Here is a 26,219-nt window from a genome sequence, read left to right as displayed (position 1 = left end):
GAGTCACGCCGCTTTGGCGTAACCGGCTTGTTGTCGATAGTAAGCCTCTTCGGCTTCCGCTGGCGGGATGTTCCCGATCGACCCCAGCAATCGCTTGTGGTTGTACCAGTCCACCCAATCCAGTGTGGCCAGTTCGACATCCTGGCGATTGCGCCATGAGCGCCGATGGATTACCTCGGCCTTGTACAACCCGTTGATCGTCTCAGCCAGCGCGTTGTCGTAGCTGTCGCCGACGCTGCCCACCGACGGCTCGATTCCAGCTTCGGCCAGCCGTTCGGTATAGCGGATGGACACGTACTGCACACCACGGTCAGAGTGGTGGATCAGTCCGCCTTCAGCAGGCCGCCGCGCATGCAGCGCCTGCTCCAGTGCATCCAGCACGAAGTCCGTGTGCGCCGTCGCCGACACCTTCCAGCCCACGATGCGCCGCGCGTACACATCGATCACGAAGGCCACGTAGACGAATCCTGTCCACGTCCAGACATAGGTGAAGTCGCTCACCCACAGCACATTCGGCGAGGGCGCCTTGAATTGACGGTTCACCTTGTCCAGCGGGCATGGTCGTTTGTCGCTGATCGTGGTTTTGACCACTTTCCCGCGCACCACGCCATGCAGGCCAAGCTCGTTCATCAGCCGCTCCACCGTGCAGCGAGCCACCCGGTATCCTTCGCGCTGGAGTTGTCGCCAGACCTTGCGCACGCCGTACACCTGCCGGTTCTCTTCCCACACCCGCCGGATCTGCGAACGCAGCGCCCGGTCCTTCCACCAGCGGGTCGGACGTAGATCCACGTCCGCTTCCTGCGCCGCGTGGCGGTAGTACGTCGACGGAGCGATCTGCAGCACCTTGCAGATCGGCTCGACCCCATAGACGTCACGATGTTCGCCCACGAACCCCGTCAGGGCTTGAAGCGGCGGTCGAGCTCCGCCTGGGCGAAATACGCGCTGGCCTTGCGCAGGATCTCGTTGGCCTGCCGCAGCTCGCGGTTCTCGCGCAACAACGCCTTCAACTGCGCGCGCTCATCCGTACTCAAGCCTGACCGTTCGCCTGCATCGCGCTCGACCTGGCGCACCCAGTTGCACAGCGTCTGCGCCGAACAACCAATCTTCCCGGCAATCGACTCGATTGCTGCCCATTGCGAGCCGTACTCCCCCTGGTGCTCCCGCACCAGACGAACCGCCCGCTCACGTACTTCTGGTGAATACTTCGTCTTGCTCATGGCTCCATTCTCTCAAGAGTTGGAGCCTCCCGAAATCCCGGGGCGATTCAATTCGCCCCGTCGCCCGGAAAAATTCTAATTATTCAATCAGTTAGATCTGCGGCGAATTCTTGTCGTCAATCAGCGTCGTCACGCGTTGGGCGGTCGAGGGGGAAATGCTCTGCACCCACGAGGTGAACTAACAGCCTCGCCGACCAGGACCACGATGCCGTGAGCGAAGATGAGGGCCGGCAGGGATTCGTGAAAAATCTTTTGCTTACAGCGATTTAGCTCACATTTTGCTGTTTTTTGCACGAATCCCTGCCGATCTTCCTCTAGGGGCCAGGATCGCTTTCGATGGCTTCTCGAATCTTTCGGATGCGAGAAGCCTCTATAGACATACTGTAAGGTCGCGCGTCACGCTTGATACCGAACGCGCGGACTCGCTCGTGAAGCGTTTCGGCAGCACCGTAGCGATTGGTGCTTACATCCGTTCCCGCGATGTCTGGCTGCTTTTCCAGTACTCTATCGATTGAGGCGCGGGACTCGGCATGCTTGTAAAAGATGGCCGGTAGAATTTCCACTCCCTGAATATATTCCATGCCATTGATGTGCTCCGCCCTATCTCCATCGGCGAAGCACTGGCCGTAGTCATGCAGCCGCTGGTGTAGGTCATCAAAGAAGTTGGACTTATGAAAGGCATGCAAGGTGAAGTCCAAGCAAAACTGCTGGCATCCTATCTTGGATTTTTGTGCAGCCACGTCGATTATCGCCATTGAAGCCGAATCGCCAAACTCATCGTTTAGGTCCGAAATAAATTCTTGGTATCCATTCAAAATTAATGGCTCGTTGTTCTTGCCCCGCTTGAGCGCCTGCGCTGTCTCCATGACAAGCAACGACTTGCGACCGTCATCGTGTGTCCGGACGTCGATGGCGATTCGGTGCGAGCCCTTCGAGTCCAGAATTGAGATTGAGCGCCAGCTGGGCTCATGGGTAGCTGCCAGCGTTGCCCTGAATTCCGCTGGCGATTTTGCATATCCCAAATTTAGTCCGGGATACTTGGCGTTATATGTCCTGACCAGGATCGCCAAGTTTTTTGCATCGAGATTACTTATCTCACGAGTCGGCTGGCTGTGAGTGACAGTGGCCAGTACCCTTTGTGCGTAGTGCGCCAATTCAGGATTGATGTTCGGACGCTCCAGCGCCTCAGACAACGCCTGAGCCTTTTTTCCGGCGCGCGGGGGTAGGTTCAAAAATTCAGCTCGCAGGGGAGGTGCAGAGCGCGAGGTGCCAGGTGCATCTTCTCCAGACGCCGGGGCGGCGGGGACGTTCTCAGTCTGCGTGAATCTGGTGTGCTCTGTAGCGTGGGCTGCATAATGCTCAGGTGACCCTGCCACGCTCGGCTTTGAAGCGCATAGACCCATGTCGATCTCCTACAGTGACTGTAGAAGCGAGTTTAGCGAGAAGCGCTCCGATCCGCTTCACCTCACCGAAGGCATGTTTGGGAAGACGAAGGCATTGACGCGGAGGATGACCGAGCGTTCCCAAAACGGCTGATCACCTGCTTGCCGGCATTGCACCGGCTGAGATGGCCTGTTCGGGTTCGCCAACGGGGTGCGGTGTCGTGGTCAAGTTTTGGTGGACACGGAGATAGGGGATTTCAGGTGGTGGCTTTCTCGTAGTCGGCAGGCGATCGATAGCCGAGGGTGGAGTGCAGCCGGTGGGTGTTGTAGAAGGCGACGATGTAATGGGCGATGTCGGCAACGGCCTCGGCGGGGTTGGCGTAGCGGCGCTGCCAGACCCGCTCCATTTTCAGGTTCAGGAAGAACCGCTCCATCACCGCGTTGTCCCAGCAGTTGCCCCGGCGGCTCATGCTGGCGAGCAGACCGTGGCGTGCCAGTAGGTCGCGGTGGGCCTGGCTGGCGTATTGGCTGCCGCGGTCGGTATGCACGATCAGCCCCGGCTTGGGCTGGCGCAGGGCGATGGCCATCTGCAAGGCGGTGCAGACCAGCTCGGCAGGCATGTTCGGGGCCATCGCCCAGCCGACCACCTTGCGTGAGTACAGGTCCAGCACCGCGGCCAGGTACAGCCAGCCGCGCTCGGTGCGGATGTAGGTGATGTCGGCCACCCAGGCCTGGTCGGGGGCTTCCGGGTTGAAGCGCCGATCCAGAAGGTTGTCGGCCACCGGCATCTCGTGCCGGCTGTCGGTGGTATGGACGAACTTGCGCTTCCAGCGCGCCTTCAGCCCCTGCTGCTTCATCAGGCGGCGGACCCGATAGCGACCGGCGGGCAGGCCCTGGGCCTTCAGGGCAGCGCACAGCCGGCGGCTGCCGTAGTTGCCGCCGCTAGCCTGGAAGGCCGATTGCAAGGGCGCCGTGAGGGCGCAGGCCCTCGGCGCTGACCGCCGCCGAGCGGCATACACCCCAGAACGGCTCACGCCCACAAGCCGGCACAACCGGGTGGTGTCGGCCTTCTCCTGCCACTGATGGATCATCTGCTGGATCACTTCAGTTCCCGGGCGAAGAAGGCCGATGCTTTTTTTAGGATCGACACATCCTCGCCTAGCCGCTGGTTCTCACGCTCCAGTTGGCGGATGCGTTGCTGCTCGGGGGTCAGCGGCTTGCCTTGGCCGGGCTGGCCGGCTTGTTCGGCGTCGTACTGGGACAACCACCGGCGCACCGCGCTATCGACCAGGTCCAGGTCGCGGCACACCTGGCCCACACTCAGGCCTTGGTCTTGGATCATCTGCACCACCTGTAGCTTGAAGGCGGTGTCGAAAGTTCTACGGCTACGGCTACGGGGCGTCATGTCGTTCAAAGTCCTCGTTGGAGATGATCATCCCCTATCGAGGTGTCCACGAGAATTAGACCAGGACACGGGTCACCGCTGGCTTCTTGTGCAGCTAGTGCTTCCGCAACACCTAGACCCGGTCTCGCGGATCGGTGCGGTGGCCCGTGATGAGGGCAAACTTCGGCGATGCGGGTTGCCCACCGGCACATCCACGCCACGCCGTTTCGGCCTACCATCGGCGGCGATCCTCCCCACGGACGCCCACATGATCCACACCCTGCGCCGCGCCGGCTTCGCCGCGGCTTGCGCCTCGCTTCTCGTCGTCGCCCAGGCCAACGCCGCTGCGCCGACTACCACCGCGCCCGCTGCGGCCAGCGGCTACGACCCACTGGCCCTGTTCGCGCCACTGCAATTGCCGCAGCCGGCCAGCGCCTACCGCAGCGGCGGCGGCGTGCCCGGGCCGCTGTACTGGCAGAACCGCGCCGACTACGACCTGCATGCGACCATCGATCCGGCCACGCGCACGCTCAGCGGCCAGGAAACCATCACCTACAGCAACCGCAGCCCGGACACGCTGGACGTGCTGTGGCTGCAGCTGGACCAGAACATCTACCGCGCCGACGCGCGCGCCCGCGGCGTGCGCCCGGCGCGCGAGGAGCGTCCGCCGGCGCCGTCCAGCGACGGCTACCGCATCGCCAAGGTGGAAGTGGAGCAGGGCGGCAAGCGCGTGCCGGCCAGGTTTCTGGTGGACGACACGCGCATGCGCGTGGACCTGCCGCAGCCGCTGGCCGGCGCCGGCAAGGCGCTGACGCTGCATATCGACTACGCCTACACGGTGCCCGGCACCTGGGGCGGGCGCACCGCGGTCACCCCGACCGGCGACGGCGACATCTACGAGATCGCGCAGTGGTATCCGCGCATGGCGGTGTACGACGACCAGCGCGGCTGGGACACGCAGCCCTACCTCGGCGCGGAGTTCTACCTGGAATACGGCGACTTCGACTACGCGGTGACGGTGCCGTGGAACTACCTGGTCGCCGGGTCCGGCGAACTGGTCAACCCGGCGCAGGTGCTGACCGCCACGCAGCGCCAGCGCCTGGCCCAGGCCGCGGCCAGCGACCGCACCGTGGCGATCCGCAGCGCCGCCGAAATCGGCGATCCGGCCAGCCGGCCCACCGCCAGCGGCACCCAGACCTGGCGCTTCCATATGGCGCATACCCGCGACGTCGCCTTCGCCGCCTCGCCGGCGTTCGTCTGGGACGCCGCGCGCATCAACCTGCCCGACGGCAAGCACGCGCTGGCGATGTCGGTGTATCCGCGCGAAGGCGTCGGCGCCGACAAGTGGGACCGCTCCACCGAGTTCGTCAAGGCGTCGATCGAGCATTTCTCGCAGTGGTATCCGTATCCGTGGCCGGCGGCGGTGAACCTCGGCGGCCACGGCGCCGGCATGGAATATCCGGGCATCGTCTTCGACGACATGCACGACGGCGGCAAGGACCTGTTCTGGATCACCGCGCACGAACTGGGCCACGGCTGGTTCCCGATGATCGTCGGCTCCAACGAACGCCGCTACGCGTTCATGGACGAAGGCTTCAACACCTTCATCGACGTCTACGCCTCCGATGCGGTCAACCACGGCGAATTCGCGCCCAAGCGCGACAGCGAGTACGCGCCGAAGGGCGGCAATCCGGTCGACGAGATCCTGCCGCTGCTGGCCGATGCGCAGGCGCCGACCCTGCTCGACCGCGCCGACGCCACCAGCGAGACCTACCGGCATCCGCTGACCTACTTCAAGGGCGCGCTGGGCCTGGTGCTGCTGCGCGAACAGATTCTCGGCCCGGCGCGCTTCGACCCGGCGTTCCGCAAGTACATCGCCAGCTGGGCGTACAAGCATCCGACCCCGTCGGATTTCTTCCGGCTGATGGAAAGCGAGTCCGGCGAAGACCTGGCGTGGTGGTGGCGCGGCTGGTACCTCAACAACTGGCAGCTGGACATGGGCGTGCGCGCGGCCAGCTATGTCGAGCACGACCCGGCCAAGGGCCTGCTGGTGACCTTGCAGAGCAGGCAGAAGCTGGTGATGCCGGCGACCTTGCGCATCGACTTCGCCGACGGCAGCCACCTCGACCAGCGCGTGCCGGTGGAGACCTGGATCCAGCAGACCCAGCCGCAGATCCGCGTGCCGAGCACACAGAAGGTGCTGCATGTGATCCTGGACCCGGACCACCGCCTGCCCGATGCCGACCGCAGCGACAACCAGGTCGATGCAGTGAGCTGAGCCGCGCACGATCGGCGGCGCGTGGCGGCGCCGCGCCGCGTGCGCATGCGTGCGATGCACGGGGAAGGATCTTGCCGGCCATGGCCGGCGCCGTGGCGACCACTGTTTCGTCCAATGCCGCCGTGCCTGTGCCGATCGCCAGGCGCGCGCCGCGGCCGCACGCGGCGGCCGGCATTGCCTGCGCCGTCCCCATGCTGCAAGCGCAACATCGTCTGCAGGCGCAGCACGGGCGCAATGCCGCGCGATTGTCCCTGCCATGCTGCCGCCGCGCGCCGCATGCATCGCCGCGCGCCGCGCCGATGACGGCGCTGCACCGGTCTGCGCCGTTTTCCGGCGCGCTGCCGACGCCTGCGCCTGCGCGCCATCGGCGCCTGTCTTCGGCTGTCGTTGTCTGTCTCCCTGTGTCCGTTCGTGTCTGTTTCGCATGTCTTGCGGATCGATCGTCGGTGCGGATCTAGCTTCCCGATTCGAGCGATTGCGCCGGCCCTGCGCCAGGCGAAGACTGCGCCTGGCCCCCACGCCCCGTGCCATCGCCCATCGCATTTCGCGCAGGGCGCCCGGCGCTTGTCGCTGCAAGATGGGAGAGTCTGATGAACATCCAGCCGCTCAAGGGCGTGCTCGCGCTTGCCCTGGTTTTCTGCGTATCGCCGGCCGTCGCCGGCCCGGTCGGCTACGGTGCCGCCGCCACCGGCGGCGGCACCGCGACTGCGATCAACGTCGCCACGATGGAGGCGATGCAGACCACGATCGACAACTATTCCGGCAGCGGCGGCCTGGTGCTGGACTACACCGGCCAATTCGACTTCGCCAGCATCGGCAACGTCTGCGCGCAGTGGCAATTGCCGGCCAAGACGGTGCAGATCAAGAACAAGCGCAACATCACCATCGAGGGCGGCAACGGCTCGTCGGCGAACTTCGGCCTGTGGGTGGTGGGCAATGCGCACAACATCGTCATCCGCAACATGACCATCGGCCTGCTGCCTGGCGGCGAGGACGCCGACTCGATCTCGCTGGAGGGCAATTCCAGCGGCGAGCCGTCCACTATCTGGGTCGATCACAACACCGTGTTCGCCTCGCTGGCCAAGTGCTCCGGCGCCGGCGACGCCTCCTTCGACGGCGGCATCGACATCAAGAAGGGCGTCCACCACGTCACCGTGTCGTACAACTACGTGCACGACTACCAGAAGGTCGCGCTCAACGGCTACAGCGACAACGACAGCAAGAACGCCGCCGCGCGCACCACCTATCACCACAACCGCTTCGAGAACGTGGAATCGCGGCTGCCGCTGCAACGCCGCGGGCTGAGCCACATCTACAACAACTACTTCAACAACGTGCTCACCTCCGGCATCAACGTGCGCATGGGCGGGGTGGCGCTGATCGAGGCCAACTACTTCGAGAACGCGAACAACCCGGTGACCTCGCGCGACAGCAGCGCGATCGGCTACTGGGATCTGATCGACAACTACGTCGGCGGCGGCATTACCTGGAGCGTGCCGGACAGCACCAGCAAGCCCTACGCCAACGCCACCGCCTGGATCTCGTCGAAGGCGTTCCCGCAGCCGCTGGGCTATCTGTACACCGCGATCCCGGCCGCGCAGGTCAAGGCCAAGGTCATCGCCACCGCCGGAGCGGGAACCAACCTGGCCGAGTAGGCCGTGCGGCCGCCCCGGCGCGAGCCGGGGTGGCGCCCCGGCCGTCCTTGCGCGTGCGCACCGCGCATGCGAGGCGAGCGGCGCGTGTACTGACGCGCGCTGCATCGCCTGGTCGGTTTGCGTCCGGGTCCGAGCGGCATGCGGGTCGCAACGACCCGCCGCTGCGTACGGCGCTATCGTCCCGTCGCGCTTGCCAGGCGTATTTCACGTGGATTTCATCGATCCGGGCGCGTCGCGGCCGCGTCGCCGGCCCGCCTCCACGCGCCGCTCACGTGTGTGATGACGTTCAATAAAATATGCGCAATTGCGCATCAAGAATCCGCGCTGGCGGCCGTTACATCGCCCAAGCATCGGCGCTGGCGTCGTGCGCAGCGGGCCGCGCGCTTGAAACATTCGGCCTGCCGCCGACCGGCCTTCGCGGCCTGTTGCATTTCGTGCCCGGTTCCGCATCGGTCCAGACCGTGGCGCACTTTCATCCCATTCCCCCTAGCAGGCACCTCCATGATCGAATTCCTTCAGCGCTACAACGTCGGCACGCGGCTCTCCGCGGCGTTCGGCGTGCTCATTCTGCTTTCCTGCGGACTCGTCGTCGCCGGGTTGGTGACCCTGGCCCAGGCGCGCGAACGGATGGACACCATCGTCAAGCGCAATATGACCATCCTCGACTACACGGGCGAGATGGGGAAGGCGAGTTTGATCATCGCGGTCAACCTGCGCAACATCGTCCTGCCGACCACGCAAGAGGAAAACATCCAGTTCGCCAAGGTCGTCGAGCAGCAGCGCCAGTTCTACGACGAAATCCACGACAAGCTCTACAGGATCCCGGTCTCCGACAGCACCGGCGCGCAGATGCGCAGCCAGATCGATCTCGGCTACCAGCAGGCGCGAGCCGCCAACCGGCAGGTGCTGGATCTGGGCATGAACTACAAGCCCGACGAGGCGCTCGAGGTGCTGATGAAGCAGGCCGGACCGGCCACCCAGAAGTGGCAGGAGGCGATCAACGCATATGCGGAGCGCCAGCGCCGGCGCGGTGCGGCGGCCTATGCCACTGCCAATGCGGCAATGGACCGTGGCCGCGCCCTGCTGATCGCCGGCGGCGTCGCGGTGATCCTGGTCAGCAGCCTGCTGGCATGGCTGATCACCCGCAGCCTGACCTTGCCGCTGAGCCGCGCCACGCGCGCTGCCGAGGCGATCGCGCGAGGCAACCTGGACAACGACGTGCAGACCCGGGCCAAGGACGAGACCGGCCGCCTGCTGAGCGCGATGCACGGCATGCAGCAGCAACTGCGCAGCCTGATCGCCGCGCAGCTGGACATGGCCAAGCGCCACGACGCGGGCCAGATCAGCTATCGCATCGATGCGGCCGCCTTCCCCGGCGACTACGGCCGCATGGCCACGGAAACCAATGCGCTGGTCGGCTCGCATATCGAAGTCAAGCTGAAGCTCGCGCAGATCATGGGCCGCTACGCGATCGGCGACCTCAGTCAGGACATGGACCGTCTGCCCGGCGAAAAAGCGGTGCTGACCCAGACCATGGACGAAGTGAAGGCCAATCTGGCGGCGATGAACGGCCAGATCAGGCAGCTGGCGCAGTCCGCCGCCAACGGCGACTTCAGCGCCCGCGGCGATGCCGACCGCTTCCAGTTCGACTTCCGGGTCATGGTCGAGAGCCTCAACCAGCTGATGACCACCGCCGACGGCAATCTGCACTCCTTGTCGACATTGCTGCAGTCCATCGCCGCCGGCGACCTGACCGCACGCATGCACGGCGAGTTCCGCGGCGTGTTCGCGCAGATGCGCGACGACGCCAACGCCACGGCCGAGCAGCTGGCCGAGATCGTCGGCCGGATCAAGCACTCGGCGGTGTCGATCAACGCGGCGGCCAGCGAGATCGCGACCGGCAACGACGACCTGTCGCGGCGCACCGAACAGCAGGCCGCGAGCCTGGAGGAAACCGCCGCCTCGATGGAGGAACTGACCTCCACCGTCAAGCAGAACGCCGAGCATGCGCGCCAGGCCAGCCAGCTCGCGGCCGGTGCCGCGTCGGTGGCGTCGGAAGGCGGCGACGTGGTCGGCCAGGTGGTGACCACGATGAGCGGCATCGAGGCGTCTTCGAAGAAGATCGCCGACATCATCAGCGTCATCGACGGCATCGCCTTCCAGACCAATATCCTGGCCTTGAATGCGGCGGTGGAAGCGGCGCGCGCCGGCGAGCAGGGCCGCGGCTTCGCCGTCGTCGCCTCGGAAGTGCGCACCCTGGCGCAGCGTTCGGCCAGTGCGGCCAAGGAGATCAAGGAACTGATCGACGACTCGGTCGGCCGCGTCGCCGCAGGCTCGGCGCTGGTCGGCCAGGCCGGCAAGACCATGCACGAGATCGTGTCCTCGGTGCAGCGCGTCACCGACATCATGGGCGAGATCTCCGCCGCCTCGCAGGAGCAGTACGCCGGCATCGAGCAGGTCAACCAGACCGTGACCCAGATGGACGAGAGCACCCAGCAGAATGCGGCCCTGGTGGAAGAGGCCAGCGCCGCGGCGCGGTCGATGGAGCAGCAGGCGACCGAACTTTCGCAGGCGGTGGCGCTGTTCAAGCTGGAAGAGCGTGCAGCGCCAGTGCGCCCGTCGCTCGTCGCGGCGGCCGCGACGCCGAAGCATGCCGCCCGTCCGGCCGCCGTGCCGGCCGCGACGCGTCGCCTGCGCTCCGTCGCGCTGGCGACCGACAAGGACTGGCAGGAGTTCTGAGCGGCGAGTCCCCGTGCCGGCCGCGACGGATGTCGGGTGTGCAAGCTTCGGGCGCGCGACAGCGGCCTGGCAGATTGGACGGGGCGGTCCAGCCACCGGATCGGGCGCTGCGCCACGCGCTTGGTGCCGATGCGGCGATGCGTCCCGCCGCCGATCGGCGGGATCGCCGGCTGGCGGCCGGCCACACCCGGCACGCCCTGCGCAGGATCGGATGGCGCGCCCAGGCGAGCACGGCGCCGTCGCGACGCGGTATCGTGTCGCGATTCCTGCCAATCGACCAGCCCGATGCCGCATCCGTCCATGCCTCCCGGTCCCGCCGCCACGTCTACCGCGCCTGCCTTGCGCCATGCGCTGAAGCCGCGGCAACTGATCATGATGGGACTGGGCAGCGCGATCGGCGCCGGCCTGTTCCTGGGTTCCGGCGTGGGCGTGCACGCGGCGGGGCCGGCGGTGCTGATCTCCTATCTGGTCGCCGGCGCGCTGGTGATCATCGTGATGAACGCGCTGGGCGAGATGGCCGCGGCCAAGCCGGCCAGCGGCGCGTTCTCGGTGTATGCGGCCGATGCGATGGGCGCCACCGCCGGGGCGACGGTGGGGTGGTTGTGGTGGCTGCAGCTGGTGATCGTGATCGCCGCCGAGGCGGTGGGCGCGGCCGGGCTGCTGGCCACGGTCTGGCCGGCGTTGCCGGTGCCGCTGGTCGCGGTGGTGTTCATGGCCGCCTTCACCGCGATCAACCTGCTGGGCGTGCGCAATTTCGGCGAGTTCGAATTCTGGTTCGCGATCCTCAAGGTGGTGGCGATCGGCGCCTTCATCCTGGTCGGCGTGGCGCTGCTGGCCGGCTGGCTGCCGAACGTGGCCGCGCCGGGGTGGTCCAACGTCACCGGCAACGGCGGTTTCGCGCCCAAGGGCATCACCGGCATCGGCGCGGCGCTGCTGGTGGTGGTGTTCGCCTTCGGCGGCACCGAGATCGTGGCGGTGGCGGCGGCCGAGACCGCCGACCCGGAGCGCAGCATCGCGCGCGCAATCCGCACCGTGGCCTGGCGCATCCTGGTGTTCTACATCGGCTCGCTGAGCGTGATCATCGCGGTGGTGCCGTGGCAGAGCGAGGCGCTGAGTTCGCCGTTCGCCGCGGTGCTGCAGGCGGCCAGGATCCCCGGCGCCGCCACCGGCATCACCCTGATCGCGGTGATCGCGCTGCTGTCGGCGCTCAACGCCAATCTGTACGGCGCTTCGCGGATGATCTTCTCGCTGGCGCAGCGCGGCGAGGCGCCGCGCGCGCTGGCCTTCACCAGCGCGCAGCAGGTGCCGCTGCCGGCGGTGCTGGCGAGCGTGCTGTTCGGCTTCGTCGCCGCGGTGCTGGAACTGCTGTATCCGAATCGGGTGCTGCCGGCGCTGCTGAACATCGTCGGCGCGACCTGCCTGCTGGTGTGGACGATCTCGCTGCTGTCGCAGCTGATCCTGCGTGCGCGCGCCGACCGCGCCGGCACCCGGCTGCCGTTCCGCATGCGCGGCTATCCGCTGCTGACCGTGCTGGCGCTGGCGATCCTGGCGCTGATCTTCGGCCTGCTGGTGGCCTCGGCCGATACCCGCGTGCAGTTCCTGTCGATGGCCGCGCTGACCGCGGCGATCGCGCTGATCAGCGGCGTGGCGCGGCGGCTGCGCAGGTAGGGTAGGGCGCCGCGCTCCTACAGAGAAGCCGGGCCGCTCAACCCAGCAGCAAGCGCGCGCCCAGCGCGCCCAGCAGCGCCGGCGGCATCACCAGCGCGCCGACTTTCAGGAAGCGCCAGAAACCCACGTCCTCGCCTTCGCGGCGGATCGCGCTCAGCCACAGGATGGTGGCCAGCGAGCCGGTGATCGACAGGTTCGGCCCCAGGTCCACGCCGATCAGCAAGGCATCGACCACCAGTTGCGGCGGATGCGCCTGGGCGATGGTGGTGCTGGCGATCAATCCGGCCGGCAGGTTGTTCATCAAATTGGAGGCGAACGCCAGCAGCGTGCCGGCCGCGCCGGCGCTGGCCAGCGGCGACTGCGCCGCGGAGTCGGACAGCGCCTGCGCGAGCCAGGCGATGACCCCGGTGCGCGCCAGCGCCGCGACCAGCACGAACAGCCCGGCCACCAGCGGCAGCACCGCCCACGACACCGCCCGGGCCAGCGGCAGTGGCGATTGCCGGCCGCCGATGCACACCGCGGCCAGCGTGGCCAGGCCGGCCAGGCAGGTGGGCAGACCCAGCTCCCGGCCCAGCGCGGAGACGCCGACCAGCAGCGCCGCGGTGGCGAGGATGCCGGCCAGCGCGACCGCGCCGCCGCGGCTCAGCGGCACCGTGTCCACGCGTTCGGCGCAGCGCCCGGTCAGGTCCTTGCGCTCGGCCCAGTACAGCATGCCGAAGGTCACGCCGATCGCCAGCAGCGACGGCAGCGCGAACGCGGCCATCCACGCGCCCAGCGTCGGCATCGTGCCGCCGTACAGCACCAGGTTGGCGGGATTGGAGATCGGCAGTACGAAGCTGGCGGCGTTGGCGATCAGCGCGCAGGCGAACAGCAGCGGCAGCGGCTTGGCCCCGGCCTTGCGCGCGGCCGCGTACACCGCCGGGGTCAGCACCACCGCGGTGGCGTCGTTGGACAGGAACGCGGTGACCACGATGCCGACCCCGAACACCAGCGCGAACAGGCGCCGCGGCGAGCCCTTGGCCAGGTTCACTGCATGCATCGCCACCCAGTCGAACAGGCCTTCGGCGCGCGCGGTTTCCGACAGCAGCAGCATTCCGATCAGGAACAGGTAGACGTCGTAGCCCTTCAGCACCGCGTGCCAGGCTTCGGCGCCGGGCATCAGGCCGAGGACCATCAACAGCACCGCGCCGCCTACCGCCCACAGCGCCTCGGGCAGCTTGAACGGCCGCGCGATCACCCCGGCGGTGGCCAGTGCGCAGACGCTCCAGGTGGCGAGATTCGCCGCGTGTCCGCTCAGCATGCGCATGCCGCCGCTGCAGCGGGGCAGGGCGTGTGCACGCTGTATCGGTGACGGCTGATCGGGGCGGTGGTGCGGTCCGTGACGTACGCGTGGGGAGGGACGGGCATGGCGGCGATCGGCGCGTGCGTCGGCGGGACAGAGGGGCCGGCAAGGATAGCAAGCCGGTCGCTGTCGGCTTGGACTGTGGCGTGCTCGTTCAGCGGGGAGGGGGTGGTGAAGCCGGGACCGGGGACCAGGAACCCGGGACAGCGGCAGCAAGGGCAGTCGATGCGTCGTGACGGCACATCGCATGCGATGCTCGATCCGGCATGCTCCTGCCGGTCCCTGGTCCCCGGTCCCCGGTCCCCGGTCCCGACCCGGCGCTACGCGTCGGCTGCGGCGAGGCCGGCGGCGCTCGCGTCCAGGCGTTGCAGCCGCGCGAGGACGTCGGCGTGTGCGAAGGCGGGGTCGGTTGCCATGGGCGGCGCGGGAAGGAGCGCGCGCGGACTGTCCGCGGTTCTTGCCGCGCGCGTGGATGCCGCGCCGCCGCGCGTGCGCGCAGCGGCCGGCCACTGTCGCCGGCCTGTGTTCGCCTGGCTTGGTGTCGGCAGGGCCAGGCGCATTGGCGGTCCGGACGCTGCCATCTGTGGAGCGGCTTCGGTCGCGACTGAAGCCGCTCCTGCAGGTTGTAAAGCGCTGAAAAACGCGCCGGTCCGCAATGCCGGCTCAGCTGCCGCCGGCCGCCGTTTCCGGCGCCGCGTCGGCCGTGTCGGCGCCGCGCTTCTGCGCGAACAGCCATTGCCACATCTCCGGATCGCGGTAGGTGGCGTCCCAGGCGTTGTGGTTGCCTTCGGGGTATTCGGTGTAGCGCACGTCGGCATCCAGGTTCTTGAAGGCGCGATAGATCTTGCGGTCGTCGTGCGGCAGCACCACGTCGTCCTCGGCGCCGTGGAACATCCACACCGGGATCTGCTGCAGGCGTTCGGCCAGCGCCGTGTAGGGGTCGGGCAGCTCCGCCACCGGGGTCACCACCAGGTATTCGCGGTCCTCGTGCGGGGACAGGATCGCGCCGCACACCGGTACCAGCGCGGCGAAGCGCTGCGGCTGCTGCAGCGCGATTTCCCAGGTGCCGTAGCCGCCCATCGACATGCCGGTCAGATAGGTGCGCTGCGGATCGCCGCCGAATTCCGCGCTGGCCGCGTCCAGCGCCTGCAGCGCCATCGTCGCGTTGACCCCGTTCCATTCCTGATCGTCCGGCACCTGCGGCATCACCACCAGCGCCGGGAAGTCGCCCAGGTGGCGGCGCAGGTACGGACCCACGCCGGCATCGGCCTGCTGCTTGCCGTCGCTGCCGCGCTCGCCGGAGCCGTGCAGGAACAGCACCACCGGCAGCGGCCCCTGGCGCTGCGGCGGCGCCGGCACGAACACCTGGTAGCGGTACAGGCGGCCGTCCACGGTCAGCTGGCGGGACACGAAATGGCCGCTGGCCGGGTCGCTGGGCAGGCTGCTGCAACCGACCATCGACAGGCACAGCAGCATCAGCAACGAACGCATCGACATGGGCGGCCCTCGGCGGTAGGAACCAGTATCGGCCTCCCGGGGTCTGCGCGACAGAGCAGCGTGCGCCGCAAGCGGGTGCCGGACATGCGCCAGTCAGGCGTTGCGCAAGCGCCGTCCTGCCTGCCCGGGCGACTCGGCGCCGTGCTCGCGCGGGCGTGCGCCAGGCAGGCGCTGGAAAGCCGATACATGTGCGCGCCAGTGCGATGCAGCGGCCCACTCGGCAAGGCGGACGACACCCGCCTGGCGCTACAGCAGCACCAGCGTGGCCAGGCCGAGGAAGCTGAGGAAGCCCATCACGTCGGTCAGGGTGGTCAGGATCACCCCGCCGGCCAGCGCCGGATCGAAGCCCAGGCGCTTGAGCGTCAGCGGCACCAGCACGCCGCCGAGCGCGGCGGTGAGCAGGTTGATGGTCAGCGCCGAGCCGATCACCAGCGACAGCAGCGGCTGCTTGAACCAGGCCAGCACGATCAGGCCCAGACCGATGCCCAGCGCCAGGCCGTTGATCAGCGCCACCGCCAGTTCCTTGCGCAGCAGCACGGCGAAGTTGGAGGCGCCGATCTGGCCCAGCGCCAGGCCGCGCACCATCAGCGCCAGCACCTGGGTGCCGGCGTTGCCGCCCATGCCGGCCACGATCGGCATCAGCGCGGCCAGCGCCACCAGCCTGGAGATGGTGCCCTCGAACTGGCTGACCACGCTGGAGGCGATGAACGCGGTGCCGAGGTTGATGGTCAGCCACAGCAGGCGGCGCCGGAACGCGCGCCGCACCGGGCTGAACATGTCCTCGTCCTCGTCCAGGCCGGCGGCGCTCATCGCCTGGTGTTCGGCCTGGTCGCGGATGATGTCGACCACGTCGTCGATGGTGATGCGGCCGAGCAGGATGTTGTTGTCGTCCACCACCGGCGCGGAGATCCAGTCGTGGTCGGAGAACTGCCGGGCGACCTCGTCGGCGCCTTCGCCCACGTCGATGGCCGGCTGCTCGTCGTCGATCAGTCGGTTGATCGGGGTGGAATCCTCGTGGGTGACCAGCGCGGCCAGCGACACCCGGCCCAGGTACTGATGACGGCGGCTGACCACGAACAGGTGATCGGTGTGGTCCGGCAGTTCGCCGCGCAGGCGCAGGTAGCGCAGCACCACGTCGACGTTGACGTCGGCGCGCACGGTGACCACGTCCGGGTTCATCAGGCGCCCGGCGCTGTCCTCGGGATAGGACAGCACCTGCTCCAGGCGCTCGCGGTTCTCGCGGTCCATCGACTTGAGCACTTCGTCGATGACCGTGTCGGGCAGATCCTCGACCAGATTGGCCAGGTCGTCGATGTCCAGGTCTTCGACCGCGGCGATGATCTCGTCCGGGTCCATGTCCGCGAGCAGGCTTTCGCGCACTTCCTCGCCGACGTGCAGCAGCACTTCGCCGTCGTCTTCCGGATCCACCAGGCCCCACACCACCACGCGCTTGCCGGGCGGCAGCGACTCGAGCAGGTTGCCGATCTCGGCCGGTGCCAGCGTATTGACCAGCCGCCGTACCGGGCCCAGGCGCCCGCTGTCCAGCGCATCGGACAGCAAACGCAGCTGCCGCGCGGTCTTGTCGTGGCGGACGGCATCGGCCATGCGCTGCTCCTGAAAGGGGAAGGCCGCGCGCCGAAGGCTCGCGGTCGGTCAGATGTTCATCGCGACATTATCGCTTGCATGTTGCGGGAAGCACAGCGGGCGGGGATTGGGGATTGGGAGTTTGCGCGAGCGCGCGACTTGCGTGGGCTTTTCTGTGGGAGGGGCTGCAGGGGCTTTGCGGTTTCTGCTGAGAGGGTTGGCGATTTTTTCATCAAGCCGCTTGGCCGCGGATACCGCGGCCCGCATTCTGCAATCCCGGCTTTTCCACAGCCGAACGGCTGGTCATCCCCAATCCCCAATCCCGGCTCCCAATCAACCGGCCAACCAGCGCTCGATCCCCTTGCGATCGCGCGCCTGCAGCAGCCTGGCGCCGCGCAGGCGCAGCGCCTGCAGGTCGGTGTCGCGGATCACCCGGCGCACTTCCAGCATCGTCGCCGGGTGCAGGCTGAACTCGCGCAGGCCCAGCGCCAGCAGGATCGGCGTCAGTGCCGGATCGCCGGCGATTTCGCCGCACACCGCCACCGGCCTGGCGTGGGCCTGGCCGGTGGCGATGACCTGCGCGATCAGGCGCAGCACCGCCGGGTGCAGCGGCGAATACAGTTCGCCCAGCGCTTCGTTGTTGCGATCGGCGGCGAGCAGGTATTGCACCAGGTCGTTGGTGCCGATCGACAGGAAGTCGATGGCGTCGATGAAGGTGTCCAGCGCGATCGCCGCGGCCGGCACCTCGATCATCGCGCCGAGCTGCACCTGCTCGGCGATGACGTGGCCTTCGCGGCGCAGCTGCGCGGCGCTGCGCTTGAGATGCCGGCGCATCGCCATGATCTCCTCGCGCGTGCTGATCATCGGCACCAGCACGCGCACCGGGCCGTAGCCGGACGCGCGCAGGATCGCGCGCAGCTGCGTGTCCGAGACCTTGGGCCTGGCCAGCGACAGGCGCACGCCGCGCAGGCCCAACGCCGGGTTCTGCTCGTTGCCGATGGTCAGGCCGGTGCGGTCGGCCTTGTCCGCGCCCAGGTCCAGGGTGCGGATCGTCACCGGCCGCCCGCTCATGCCGAGTACCGCGTCGCGGTAGGTGCGGAACTGTTCTTCTTCGTCGGGCAGCGCGTCGCGCTGCAGGAACAGGAATTCGGTGCGGTACAGGCCCAGGCCGTCGGCGCCGAGCGCATGCGCGCGGGCCACGTCGTCGCGCGACTCGGCATTGGCCAGCAGCACGATATCGACCCCGTCCAGGGTGCGGCTGGGCTTGCAGCGCAGCTTGCCGAGGCCGCGCTGCAGCCTGGCCTGGTCGCGCACGCGGGTGCGGTAGTCGCGCAGGTCCTCGGGCGTGGGTTCGACCATCACCGCGCCCTGCACGCCGTCCACGATCAGCACGTCGCCGTCGTTGATCTTCTGCAGCGCATCGGCGACGCCGACCACCAGCGGCAGGTGCAGGCTGCGCGCCAGGATCGCGCTGTGCGACAGCGCGCTGCCGGCGCTGGTGACGATGCCGACCACGCCCTGCGCCTGCAGCTGCGCCAGTTCCGACGGCGCCACGTTCTCGCACACCAGGATCTCGCCGGCCAGGCCGGCGCTGTCGGGCTGGCGCTTCTGCAGGAACGCGTGGATGCGCCCGATCACATGGTCCAGATCGTCCATGCGGCTTTTCAGGTAGGCGTCTTCCATGGCGTTGAACACGGTCGCCAGGCGGTCGCGCTGCAGGCGCAGGGCGTAGTCGGCGCTGTAGCGGCCGGTGCGGATCAGTTCGTCCAGGCCGTGCAGCAGTTCCGGGTCGTCGAGCAGCAGCGCGTGCAGGTCGAGGAACTCGCCGACCTCCTTGGCCAGGGCGCCGTGCAGGCGTTGGCGCAGGCCGTGCATTTCCTCGCGCGCGGCGTTCACCGCCAGGTGCAGGCGTTCCAGTTCTGCGGGAATCTGCGCAGCGCCGATGCGCTGCTCGGCCACCTCCAGCGCATGCGGCAGGCGCACCCGCGCGCGGCCCAGCGCGTTGCCGCGCGAGGCGCCATGGCCGGCGATGCGCAGGCTCACCGCGCGCACCCGCGGCGGCGCGGCGGCGTCGCGTGCGGCGGCTGGCGCCGCATGCTCAGCTGTCCTCGTCGAAGCGCCGCTCGAACAGGCCGACCACGGCCTCCAGCGCGTCGGCTTCGTCGGCGCCGTCCACCCGCACCGTCACCGGCGTGCCTTGCGCGGCGGCCAGCAGCATCACCCCCATGATGCTCTTGGCGTTGACCTCGCGGCCCTTCGCCGCCAGCGTGGCGTTGCAGCGGAACGAGGACAGGGTCTGCACCAGCTTGGCGGTCGCGCGTGCATGCAGGCCCAGGCGGTTGGATACGATGAGTTCGCGTTCAAGCATCGTCGATCACCACTCCGTTGCGCGAGCCAGCGGCTGCGATCCCGGGCAGCTGGTCCAGCCCCTGCTCGGGGTAGTTCATGATCCGCAGCAGCATCGGCAGGCTCAGCGCGGACACGCGCCGCACCGGGGTGCCGAGCCGCGCGAGTTTCGCCGCCAGGTTGCTCGGGCTGGCGCCGTACAGGTCGGTGACCACCAGCACGCCGTCGCCGCCGTCGACCCGCCGCAACGCCGCCGACGCCTGCGGCAGCAGCGCGTGCAGATCGGCATCCAGCGGCACGTCGAACGCTTCGGTCTTCAGCGGCAATTGCCGCAACAATCCAGAGGCCACGCGCAACAGCGACGCGCCCACATCGGGATGAGTAATCAGGAGAATGCCACAGGCCATGGGCGAACGTTAACAGGTCGGGCAGGGCGCAGGGAATGGCTGGTCATCCCGGCCTTCGATCAATCCTGCTCCCGATGGAACGTCGCCACTTCCGGCCAGCCCTGTTCGCGCGCGTGCCGGGCCAGGCGTTCGGCCAGGTACACCGAGCGGTGCTTGCCGCCGGTGCAGCCGAAGGCGATGGTGACGTAGCTGCGCGTGTCGTTGCGCAGCCGCGGCAGCCAGGTGTCGAGGAAGCCGACGATCTGCGCGGTGTACTGCTGCACGTCCGGTTGCGCGTCCAGGTAATCGCGCACGCCGCTGTCGCGGCCGGTCAGCGAGCGCAGCTCCGGATCCCAGTGCGGATTGGGCAGCACCCGCGCGTCGAACACGAAATCGGCTTCGGCCGGCACCCCGCGCCTGTAGGCGAAGGACTCGAACAGCAGCGACAGGCTGTTCTCGTGGGTCAGCGCGAACTCGGTGGTCACCCGCCGGCGCAGCTGGTGCACGTTGAGCGCGCTGGTGTCGATCACCGCGTCGGCCTCGCGCCGCAGCGGTTCGGTGAGCGCGCGTTCGCGCTCGATCGCCTCGGGCAGCGACAGGCCCAGGTGCGACAGCGGGTGCCGGCGGCGGGTGTCGGCGTAACGCTTGATCAGCGCTTCGTCGGTGGCGTCGAAGAACAGCAGCCGCGCGTCCAGGCCGAACTGCGCCACCGCCTCGCGCCAGCGCGACAGCTGGGCCAGGTCGCTGTGGCGGCTGCGCACGTCGATGCCCACCGCCAGCTTGCCGGGGCCGACGTCGTCGCGCACCAGGCTCTTGACGAAGGCCGGCAGCAGTTCCACCGGCAGGTTGTCGACGCAGTAGTAGTCCAGGTCCTCGAAGGTCTTCAGCGCCACCGATTTGCCGGAGCCGGACAGGCCGCTGACGATCACCAGGGTGGAGGTGTTCGCCACCGCGCTCACGGGTTGCGCCGCTCGAGCAGGTTGCTGTGGCGGGCGATGAACATCGCCGCCGGATCGATGCCCTTGGTGCGCAGGATGTGCAGGCGCGTGGCGGCTTCGGTCAGCACCGCCAGGTTGCGCCCGGGCATCACCGGCAGGGTGATCAGCGGCACGTCCAGGTCGAGCACGTGGCGGGTGCCGGAATCGCCGGTCAGGCGCTCGTAGCCATGCGGGGTGGGTTCGGTCATGGGCCGGGTCAGGTGCACGATCAGGCGAAGATACTTGTTCTTCTTTACAGCGGTGTCGCCGAACATGTCGCGCACGTTGAGCACGCCCAGGCCGCGCACTTCCAGCAGGTCCTGCAGCAGTTCCGGGCAGGTGCCGTCGAGCACGTCGGGAGCGATCTGGGTGAATTCCGGGGCGTCGTCGGCGACCAGCCGATGGCCGCGGCTGAGCAGTTCCAGCGCCAGCTCGCTCTTGCCGGAGCCGGCCTCGCCGGTGATCAGCACGCCGATCGAATAGATCTCCATGAACACCCCGTGCAGGATCACCCGCGGCGCCAGCGTGCGCGCCAGGTGATAGGAGAGGTGGTTGAGCAGTTCGTGGCCGCGCTTGGGCGAGCCCCACAGCGGCGTGTCGGATTCGTCGGCGGCCGCGCGCAGGTCTTCCGGGCACGACTGGTTCTTGGTGATCACCATTGCCAGCGGCCGCACCTGCACGATCTTTTCGATGGTCTCCCAGCGCTGGCGCGCGTCCAGCGAATCCAGCCAGGCCAGTTCCTCGGTGCCGAGGATCTGGACCTTGTTCGGGTAGATCGTATTGAGATAGCCGGCCAGCGACGGGCGCCGCGACACCGCATTGCCGGCTTCCAGCTCGCGGTGTTCGCCCTTCTGTCCGGCCAGCCAGCGCAGGCCGAGCCGGTCGCGCTGCTGGTCGAACAGTTCGCGCGCGGTGATGCTGGTGTTCATGCGGCGCTGGCCTGCGGCGCGCCGCCGAGCAGGTCGTGCAGCGCGGCGGCGTCGGGCGCGTGGCGCAGCGCCTCGCGGAAGCCCTCGTCGGAGAACTGTTCGGCCAGTTCCGACAGCAGCATCAGGTGTTGGTGGGTGTAGTGCGCCGGCACGGCCATCGCGAAGATCAGGTCGACCTGGGCGCCGCGGCCGTCGAAGTCGATCGGCTGCTCCAGCCGCAGCAGGGCGCCGCGCGGTGCGTCGAGATGCGGGGCGCGGCCGTGCGGGATGGCGATGCCATGGCCGATGGCGGTGCTGCCGAGCTGCTCGCGCTCGCGCAGGCTGGCCAGGAGTTCGTCGGCACCGGCCTGCGGGCAGGCCAGCAGGCCGGCGGCGATGCGCAGCAGGGTGTCGCGATCGGCGGCCGGCAGCACCTGGGTGCGGACGGCCGCTAACAGCTCGGTCAGAGGCATGGATCGGTCAACGGCATGGCGGAAGCAACGTGTGCAGGATCACACGATATTGTCGCGCACCTCGGCGGCGTGGTGGTCCTGTTTCTTTTCCTTGTGCTTGATGATCAGCCGGTCGAGCTTGTCGGCGAGCAGGTCGATCGCCGCGTACATGGTCTGCGCGCTGGCATCGGCATGCAGGGTGCGGCCGGGAACGTTGACGGTGGCCTCGACGTGATGCTCGGGCTTGCGCAGCGCCAGCTGGGCGCGGACCTCGATGGTTTCCTCGTAATGCCGCTTCAGCCGCTGCAGCTTGGTCTCCACGTACTCGCGCAAGGCGGGGGTGACTTCGATCTGCTGGCCGTAGGTCTCGATACGCATCGGATACTCCTTGGTTCGGGATTCACCTATGAACCATTGCCGCTGCCGCCGCCGCTCAACCGATGCGGACGCGTTCGTGGGAAGCGGAAATGTTCATGGCCTCACGATACTTCGCAACCGTGCGCCGCGCCACCGGCACGCCGGCGCTTTTCAGCAGCTCGGCCAGTTTGGCGTCAGAAAGCGGCTTGCGCGGGTTCTCGGCCTCGATCAGGCGCCGCAGCATCGCCTGAATGGCGGTGCTGGAGGCTTCGCCGCCGCTGTCGGTATCGATGCCCGAGGCGAAGAAGGCGCGCAGCGGGATGGTGCCGCGCGGGGTGCGCACGTACTTGCGGGCGATGGCGCGGGAGATGGTGCTCTCGTGCAGGCCCAGTTCGCCGGCGATCTCGCGCAGGGTCAGCGGGCGCAGCGCCTGCGCGCCGAACTCGAGGAAGCCGGCCTGCTGGCGCAGCAGGCAGCGGGTCACCTTGAGCAGGGTCTCGCCGCGCGCTTCCAGGCTTTTCAGCAGCCAGCGCGCTTCCTGCAGCTGGCCGCGCAGGTAGCCGGCGTCGCTCTCGCCGCACTGGCGGATCAGCCGCTCGTAGCCGCGGTGGATGGTGACCTTGGGCCGCGCGTGCCCGGCCAGCGCCGCGTGCCAGACGCCGCGCTGGCGCCAGACCACGCAATCGGGCACCACGTAGGTGTCGGCGCTGAGTTCGCCGACCTGCTTGCCCGGGCGCGGGTCCAGCGAGCGCAGCAGATTGACCGCGGTCTCCACCGCCGAGGCCGGGCGCTTGAGGGCGTGGGCGATGCCGGCGATGCCGCTGCGCGGCAGTTTCTCCAGCGGGCCATTGGCAATCGTGCGCGCCAGCTCCAGCCCGGGCGTGTCCGCGGGCAGCACGTCCAGCTGCAGGTTCAGGCATTCGCCCAGGGTGCGCGCGGCGATGCCGACCGGGTCGAAGCGCTGGATCTGGTGCAGCACGGTGAGGATTTCCTCTTCCTCGGCGGCGATGTCCGGCTGCAGCGTCTCGGCGATCGTGGCCAGCGGTTCGCGCAGGTAGCCGTCGTCGTCGAGCGCGTCGATCAGCGCCGCGCCGATGCTGCGGTCGCGCGGCGACAGGTGCGACAGGTGCAGCTGCCACAGCAGGTGGTCGATCAGCGTATCGGGTTCGGCGACGCGCTCGGCGGCGCTGCCCATGTCGTCGTCGTCGTCGAAGGAACCGCCGCTGCCGCTGCTCCAGGCCGGCTCGGCGTCGGACCAGTCGTCGCCGTCGTGCTGCGGCACGTTGTCCAGCGTATCGCCGGCCGGCGGCGCGAGCTCGGCCTCGTCTTCGGCGCTGCCGGCGCCGGCGACATCCAACGTGGGCGCGGCGTCTTCGGCCCATTCCAGCAGCGGATTGCTCTCCACCGCCTCGGCGATCTCCGCTTCCAGCTCGGCGCTGGACATCTGCAACAGCTTGATCGCCTGCCGCAACTGCGGCGTCATGACCAGATGCTGTCCCAGCGATGTCTGCAGCCGTGCTTTCATGCCTGTGCTGAACGGAAAAGGGCGTGGCGCAACGCCCGCGCGGTCACAGCCTGAAGGTTTCCCCGAGGTAGACGCGGCGCACGTCGCTGTTGGCCAGCAGCGCTTCCGGCGCCCCCTGCGCCAGCACGCTGCCTTCGTTGAGGATATACGCCCGGTCGCAGATTCCCAAGGTTTCGCGCACGTTGTGGTCGGTGATGAGCACGCCGATGCCGCGTTGCTTGAGGTGGGTGACGATGCGCTGGATCTCGCCGACCGAGATCGGATCGACACCGGCGAAGGGTTCGTCGAGCAGCATCAGCCGCGGCTTGGCGGCCAGCGCGCGGGCGATCTCGCAACGGCGGCGCTCGCCGCCGGACAGGCTGGCGCCGAGCTGCTCGGCGACGTGGCCGATCTGCAGTTCGTCCAGCAGCGAGGACAGTTCGCGCTCGCGGCCGGCGTCGTCCAGGTCCTCGCGCAGTTCCAGCACCAGGCGGATGTTGTCGGCCACGCTGAGCTTGCGGAACACCGACGGTTCCTGCGGCAGGTAGCCCACGCCGAGCTTGGCGCGCTTGTACATCGGCAGCGCGGTGATGTCGTTGCCGTCGAGCACGATGCGCCCGGCATCGGCCTCGACCAGGCCGACGATCATGTAGAAGCAGGTGGTCTTGCCGGCGCCGTTGGGGCCGAGCAGGCCGACCACTTCGCCCGCCGCCAGGGTCAGCGCGAATTCGCGCACGACCTCGCGCTGCTTGTAGCGCTTGCGCAGGCCTTCGGCGAGCAGCATCACTGGCCTCCCTGCTTGGCCGGGGTGGTGGGCTTGGCCGGCGTCGCGGCCGGCTTGGCGGCCGGCTTGGCGCCGGCGGCCGGGGCCGCGGCGGGCGCGGCGTTCTTCGGCTGGATCACCGTGTGCACGCGGGTGCCGTCGCCGCCGCCCTGCATGTCGCCGGTCTTGGTGTTGTAGACCATGCGCTGGCCGGCGTTGGTGCCCTTGGGCGAGGTCATGCGGTAGTTGCCGGTCAACACCACGGTGTCGGTGCCGACCTTGTAGTCGATGTTGTCGGCCACGGCGTCCATCGGCGAGCCGTCGTCCATTTGCTGCTTCAGCGTGGCCTGCTTGCCGGTCAGCACGACGCGGTCGATGTCGCCATCCTTGCGGAACAGGTCGGCGGTGTCGGCGTGGATTTCGAGCGTGCCCTGGATGATGACGACATTGCCCGTGTAGCGGATCTTGCCATTGTCGTCGAGCATGTTGCCGCTCTGGCTGGCGGAGGTGATGTCCATCGGCTGATTGCGATCGGTCGACTTGGCCATCGCCACGGCGGGCAGCAGCAGGGCGAGCAGCGCGAGCTTAGCGGGCAGCGTTGGGTTCATAGCGGGTCTTGACCTGTGAAAGGAGCTTGTACTGCCGGGTCTTCAAGTCGGCTTCGAAGCCGACACCGGACTGCATCATACCGGGCCGGGTCATGCTGACCGGTTCGGCGGTGCGCGCGGTACTGGTCTGCGGGAAGACGTCCAGGCTCTGGCTGCGGAAGGTGGTGGGCGGGATGCTGGGGACCTTGGGGCTGTCGCCGGCGACGTCGCCGCGCAGGCGCAGTTCGTTGCCGTCGGCGCTGACCCAGCCGGTCTTGCTGCGCATTTCCCAGTGCTGGCCATTGGCGTCGGGCAGCAGGAACAGCGGGGTCTCGATCGCCATGGTCTGGTCGGCGCGGCTGCGTTCCATCTGCGGCGCGCGCAGGGTCATCGACTCCTTGCCCTGCTTGTCCAGCGCCACGATCTGGAAGTCGTGCGCGATGTAGTCCGAGCGCGCTTCGTCGTCCGTCGTCGGCACCCGCTTGCTGCGCTGGTGCCAGGCCGACCAGCCGCTGACCACGGCCGCGACCAGCAGCAGGCCGCCGAGAACGGTGCGCCAGTTCATGCGCCATGCTCCTGCAGCAGGGAGGGGACGTGGCCTTGCGCGGCCAGCAGCAGGTCGCACAGTTCGCGCGCGGCGCCTTCGCCGCCGCGGGCGCGGGTCAGCCAGTGCACGCGCTCGGCGGTCCACGGGTGCGCATTGGCCGGGGCTACCGCCAGGCCGACCACGCGCAGCGGCGCCAGATCCGGCAGGTCGTCGCCCATGAAGCACACCTGGTCCAGGCTCAGCCCGCGTTCGTCGCATAGCGCCTGCACCCCGGCGCGCTTGTCCTTGACCCCGATCTGCACCAGCAGGCCCAGTTCCTGGCCGCGCTTTTCCGCGGCCAGGCTGGGCCGCGCGGTGATCAGCGCCACGGCGATGCCGTGCCGGCGCAGCTGCACCAGGCCCTGGCCGTCGAGCACGTTGAACGCCTTGCTCTCGTTGCCGTCGCGGTCGTAGTACAGGCGGCCGTCGGTCAGCGTGCCGTCCACGTCGAAGCACGCCAGGCGGATCCGCGCGGCACGGTCGATCAGGTCGGCGGGGAGGTCGGCCAGCGGGGAATAGGGCATGATTCGCTATATCGGGGCGGGAAGGCCGGCTTTCCAGCGGCCAGGGCCAGCGGCGCGGGGCGCCGGCAGGCGGTGAACAAGTT

Annotated in this window: 22 protein-coding genes and 1 other annotated feature; of the genes, 4 read left to right on the top strand and 18 right to left on the bottom strand. The window is 68.3% G+C overall.

What is annotated here, in order from left to right:
- Nucleotides 1-3: 3 nt before the first annotated feature.
- The 3 genes from FZ025_RS03105 to FZ025_RS03095 form a co-directional block, all read right to left on the bottom strand.
- Nucleotides 4-1,217, bottom strand: a protein-coding gene (locus tag FZ025_RS03105; protein ID WP_104559053.1) for an IS3 family transposase whose coding sequence is annotated in 2 segments (ribosomal slippage) — nucleotides 4-932 and nucleotides 932-1,217 — 1,215 coding nt in all. Because the reading frame shifts where the segments join, the coding sequence is not laid out codon by codon here.
- Nucleotides 826-942, bottom strand: a sequence feature (AL1L pseudoknot). It overlaps the preceding gene by 117 nt.
- Before the next feature lie 314 nt (nucleotides 1,218-1,531).
- The gene (gene xopJ / locus FZ025_RS03100) at nucleotides 1,532-2,620 is read right to left on the bottom strand and encodes a YopJ family type III secretion system effector XopJ (protein WP_104559054.1); all 1,089 of its coding nucleotides are present in this window, start codon (nucleotides 2,618-2,620) and stop codon (nucleotides 1,532-1,534) included.
- Between the two features lie 236 nt (nucleotides 2,621-2,856).
- Nucleotides 2,857-4,004, bottom strand: a protein-coding gene (locus FZ025_RS03095) for an IS3 family transposase (protein ID WP_208803729.1) whose coding sequence is annotated in 2 segments (ribosomal slippage) — nucleotides 2,857-3,728 and nucleotides 3,728-4,004 — 1,149 coding nt in all. Because the reading frame shifts where the segments join, the coding sequence is not laid out codon by codon here.
- A gap of 247 nt (nucleotides 4,005-4,251) precedes the next feature.
- Between FZ025_RS03095 and FZ025_RS03090 the strand changes: the two genes are divergently transcribed.
- The 4 genes from FZ025_RS03090 (at nucleotide 4,252) to FZ025_RS03075 (ending at nucleotide 12,323) form a co-directional block, all read left to right on the top strand.
- Entirely contained in the window at nucleotides 4,252-6,261 is a 2,010-nt protein-coding gene (locus tag FZ025_RS03090) for a M1 family metallopeptidase (RefSeq protein ID WP_046977439.1), read from the top strand.
- A 590-nt stretch (nucleotides 6,262-6,851) separates the two neighbouring features.
- Entirely contained in the window at nucleotides 6,852-7,916 is a 1,065-nt protein-coding gene (locus FZ025_RS03085) for a pectate lyase family protein (RefSeq protein ID WP_046977440.1), read from the top strand.
- Nucleotides 7,917-8,417: 501 nt separating this feature from the next.
- A complete protein-coding gene (locus FZ025_RS03080; RefSeq protein WP_046977442.1) occupies nucleotides 8,418-10,655 on the top strand; it encodes a methyl-accepting chemotaxis protein in 2,238 nt (745 codons plus the stop codon).
- A gap of 285 nt (nucleotides 10,656-10,940) precedes the next feature.
- The gene (locus FZ025_RS03075) at nucleotides 10,941-12,323 is read left to right on the top strand and encodes an amino acid permease (protein WP_046977443.1); all 1,383 of its coding nucleotides are present in this window, start codon (nucleotides 10,941-10,943) and stop codon (nucleotides 12,321-12,323) included.
- A 37-nt stretch (nucleotides 12,324-12,360) separates the two neighbouring features.
- On the opposite strand, the gene FZ025_RS03070 is transcribed toward FZ025_RS03075, so the two are convergent.
- From FZ025_RS03070 to FZ025_RS03000, 15 genes are all read right to left on the bottom strand, one after another.
- Entirely contained in the window at nucleotides 12,361-13,629 is a 1,269-nt protein-coding gene (locus FZ025_RS03070) for an arsenic transporter (RefSeq protein ID WP_046977444.1), read from the bottom strand.
- Nucleotides 13,630-14,328: 699 nt separating this feature from the next.
- Nucleotides 14,329-15,162 carry a carboxylesterase family protein gene (locus tag FZ025_RS03065; RefSeq protein WP_046977446.1) on the bottom strand — a complete coding sequence of 278 codons (834 nt, stop codon included), beginning with the start codon at nucleotides 15,160-15,162 and terminating at the stop codon, nucleotides 14,329-14,331.
- 246 nt (nucleotides 15,163-15,408) lie between these two features.
- Entirely contained in the window at nucleotides 15,409-16,767 is a 1,359-nt protein-coding gene (mgtE, locus tag FZ025_RS03060) for a magnesium transporter (protein ID WP_046977447.1), read from the bottom strand.
- A 312-nt stretch (nucleotides 16,768-17,079) separates the two neighbouring features.
- The gene (gene ptsP, locus FZ025_RS03055; protein ID WP_046977468.1) at nucleotides 17,080-18,789 is read right to left on the bottom strand and encodes a phosphoenolpyruvate--protein phosphotransferase; all 1,710 of its coding nucleotides are present in this window, start codon (nucleotides 18,787-18,789) and stop codon (nucleotides 17,080-17,082) included.
- A 55-nt stretch (nucleotides 18,790-18,844) separates the two neighbouring features.
- Entirely contained in the window at nucleotides 18,845-19,114 is a 270-nt protein-coding gene (locus FZ025_RS03050; protein ID WP_009591660.1) for an HPr family phosphocarrier protein, read from the bottom strand.
- Nucleotides 19,107-19,499: a PTS sugar transporter subunit IIA gene (locus FZ025_RS03045; RefSeq protein WP_046977448.1), complete on the bottom strand. Its 393-nt coding sequence runs from the start codon at nucleotides 19,497-19,499 to the stop codon at nucleotides 19,107-19,109. Before FZ025_RS03045 ends, FZ025_RS03050 begins: the two co-directional genes overlap by 8 nt.
- Before the next feature lie 59 nt (nucleotides 19,500-19,558).
- On the bottom strand, nucleotides 19,559-20,407 hold the full coding sequence (gene rapZ, locus FZ025_RS03040) for an RNase adapter RapZ (protein WP_104558970.1): 849 nt from the start codon (nucleotides 20,405-20,407) through the stop codon (nucleotides 19,559-19,561).
- Between the two features lie 26 nt (nucleotides 20,408-20,433).
- Entirely contained in the window at nucleotides 20,434-21,384 is a 951-nt protein-coding gene (gene hprK, locus FZ025_RS03035) for an HPr(Ser) kinase/phosphatase (protein WP_046977450.1), read from the bottom strand.
- Nucleotides 21,381-21,836, bottom strand: coding sequence for a PTS sugar transporter subunit IIA (locus FZ025_RS03030; RefSeq protein WP_046977451.1), 456 nt, complete (start codon nucleotides 21,834-21,836; stop codon nucleotides 21,381-21,383). The genes hprK and FZ025_RS03030 overlap by 4 nt, the downstream gene beginning before the upstream one ends.
- A gap of 39 nt (nucleotides 21,837-21,875) precedes the next feature.
- On the bottom strand, nucleotides 21,876-22,193 hold the full coding sequence (gene hpf, locus FZ025_RS03025) for a ribosome hibernation-promoting factor, HPF/YfiA family (protein ID WP_046977452.1): 318 nt from the start codon (nucleotides 22,191-22,193) through the stop codon (nucleotides 21,876-21,878).
- A 55-nt stretch (nucleotides 22,194-22,248) separates the two neighbouring features.
- Entirely contained in the window at nucleotides 22,249-23,697 is a 1,449-nt protein-coding gene (locus tag FZ025_RS03020) for an RNA polymerase factor sigma-54 (protein ID WP_104558964.1), read from the bottom strand.
- 43 nt (nucleotides 23,698-23,740) lie between these two features.
- Nucleotides 23,741-24,460: an LPS export ABC transporter ATP-binding protein gene (lptB, locus tag FZ025_RS03015; protein ID WP_046977454.1), complete on the bottom strand. Its 720-nt coding sequence runs from the start codon at nucleotides 24,458-24,460 to the stop codon at nucleotides 23,741-23,743.
- Nucleotides 24,460-25,047 carry a lipopolysaccharide transport periplasmic protein LptA gene (gene lptA / locus FZ025_RS03010; protein ID WP_046977455.1) on the bottom strand — a complete coding sequence of 196 codons (588 nt, stop codon included), beginning with the start codon at nucleotides 25,045-25,047 and terminating at the stop codon, nucleotides 24,460-24,462. Before lptA ends, lptB begins: the two co-directional genes overlap by 1 nt.
- Nucleotides 25,025-25,591 (bottom strand): LPS export ABC transporter periplasmic protein LptC, encoded by a 567-nt coding sequence (gene lptC, locus FZ025_RS03005; RefSeq protein ID WP_046977456.1) that lies wholly within the window; start codon nucleotides 25,589-25,591, stop codon nucleotides 25,025-25,027. Before lptC ends, lptA begins: the two co-directional genes overlap by 23 nt.
- The gene (locus FZ025_RS03000) at nucleotides 25,588-26,136 is read right to left on the bottom strand and encodes a KdsC family phosphatase (protein WP_046977457.1); all 549 of its coding nucleotides are present in this window, start codon (nucleotides 26,134-26,136) and stop codon (nucleotides 25,588-25,590) included. Before FZ025_RS03000 ends, lptC begins: the two co-directional genes overlap by 4 nt.
- Nucleotides 26,137-26,219: the final 83 nt, after the last annotated feature.

Source organism: Xanthomonas hyacinthi (assembly GCF_009769165.1).
GTDB lineage: Bacteria > Pseudomonadota > Gammaproteobacteria > Xanthomonadales > Xanthomonadaceae > Xanthomonas_A > Xanthomonas_A hyacinthi.
The sequence above is the reverse complement of the archived record's forward strand: the minus strand, read 5'-3'. Positions and strand labels throughout refer to the sequence as shown.

Excerpts from the sequence above, each read along its gene's own strand:
- xopJ (WP_104559054.1), bottom strand. The coding sequence starts at position 2,620 with ATGGGTCTATGCGCTTCAAAGCCGAGCGTGGCAGGGTCACCTGAGCAT.
- FZ025_RS03090 (WP_046977439.1), top strand. The coding sequence starts at position 4,252 with ATGATCCACACCCTGCGCCGCGCCGGCTTCGCCGCGGCTTGCGCCTCG.
- FZ025_RS03085 (WP_046977440.1), top strand. The coding sequence starts at position 6,852 with ATGAACATCCAGCCGCTCAAGGGCGTGCTCGCGCTTGCCCTGGTTTTC.
- FZ025_RS03080 (WP_046977442.1), top strand. The coding sequence starts at position 8,418 with ATGATCGAATTCCTTCAGCGCTACAACGTCGGCACGCGGCTCTCCGCG.
- FZ025_RS03075 (WP_046977443.1), top strand. The coding sequence starts at position 10,941 with ATGCCGCATCCGTCCATGCCTCCCGGTCCCGCCGCCACGTCTACCGCG.
- FZ025_RS03070 (WP_046977444.1), bottom strand. The coding sequence starts at position 13,629 with ATGCGCATGCTGAGCGGACACGCGGCGAATCTCGCCACCTGGAGCGTC.
- FZ025_RS03065 (WP_046977446.1), bottom strand. The coding sequence starts at position 15,162 with ATGTCGATGCGTTCGTTGCTGATGCTGCTGTGCCTGTCGATGGTCGGT.
- mgtE (WP_046977447.1), bottom strand. The coding sequence starts at position 16,767 with ATGGCCGATGCCGTCCGCCACGACAAGACCGCGCGGCAGCTGCGTTTG.
- FZ025_RS03050 (WP_009591660.1), bottom strand. The coding sequence starts at position 19,114 with ATGCTTGAACGCGAACTCATCGTATCCAACCGCCTGGGCCTGCATGCA.
- FZ025_RS03045 (WP_046977448.1), bottom strand. The coding sequence starts at position 19,499 with ATGGCCTGTGGCATTCTCCTGATTACTCATCCCGATGTGGGCGCGTCG.
- hprK (WP_046977450.1), bottom strand. The coding sequence starts at position 21,384 with ATGAACACCAGCATCACCGCGCGCGAACTGTTCGACCAGCAGCGCGAC.
- FZ025_RS03030 (WP_046977451.1), bottom strand. The coding sequence starts at position 21,836 with ATGCCTCTGACCGAGCTGTTAGCGGCCGTCCGCACCCAGGTGCTGCCG.
- hpf (WP_046977452.1), bottom strand. The coding sequence starts at position 22,193 with ATGCGTATCGAGACCTACGGCCAGCAGATCGAAGTCACCCCCGCCTTG.
- FZ025_RS03020 (WP_104558964.1), bottom strand. The coding sequence starts at position 23,697 with ATGAAAGCACGGCTGCAGACATCGCTGGGACAGCATCTGGTCATGACG.
- lptB (WP_046977454.1), bottom strand. The coding sequence starts at position 24,460 with ATGCTGCTCGCCGAAGGCCTGCGCAAGCGCTACAAGCAGCGCGAGGTC.
- lptA (WP_046977455.1), bottom strand. The coding sequence starts at position 25,047 with ATGAACCCAACGCTGCCCGCTAAGCTCGCGCTGCTCGCCCTGCTGCTG.
- lptC (WP_046977456.1), bottom strand. The coding sequence starts at position 25,591 with ATGAACTGGCGCACCGTTCTCGGCGGCCTGCTGCTGGTCGCGGCCGTG.
- FZ025_RS03000 (WP_046977457.1), bottom strand. The coding sequence starts at position 26,136 with ATGCCCTATTCCCCGCTGGCCGACCTCCCCGCCGACCTGATCGACCGT.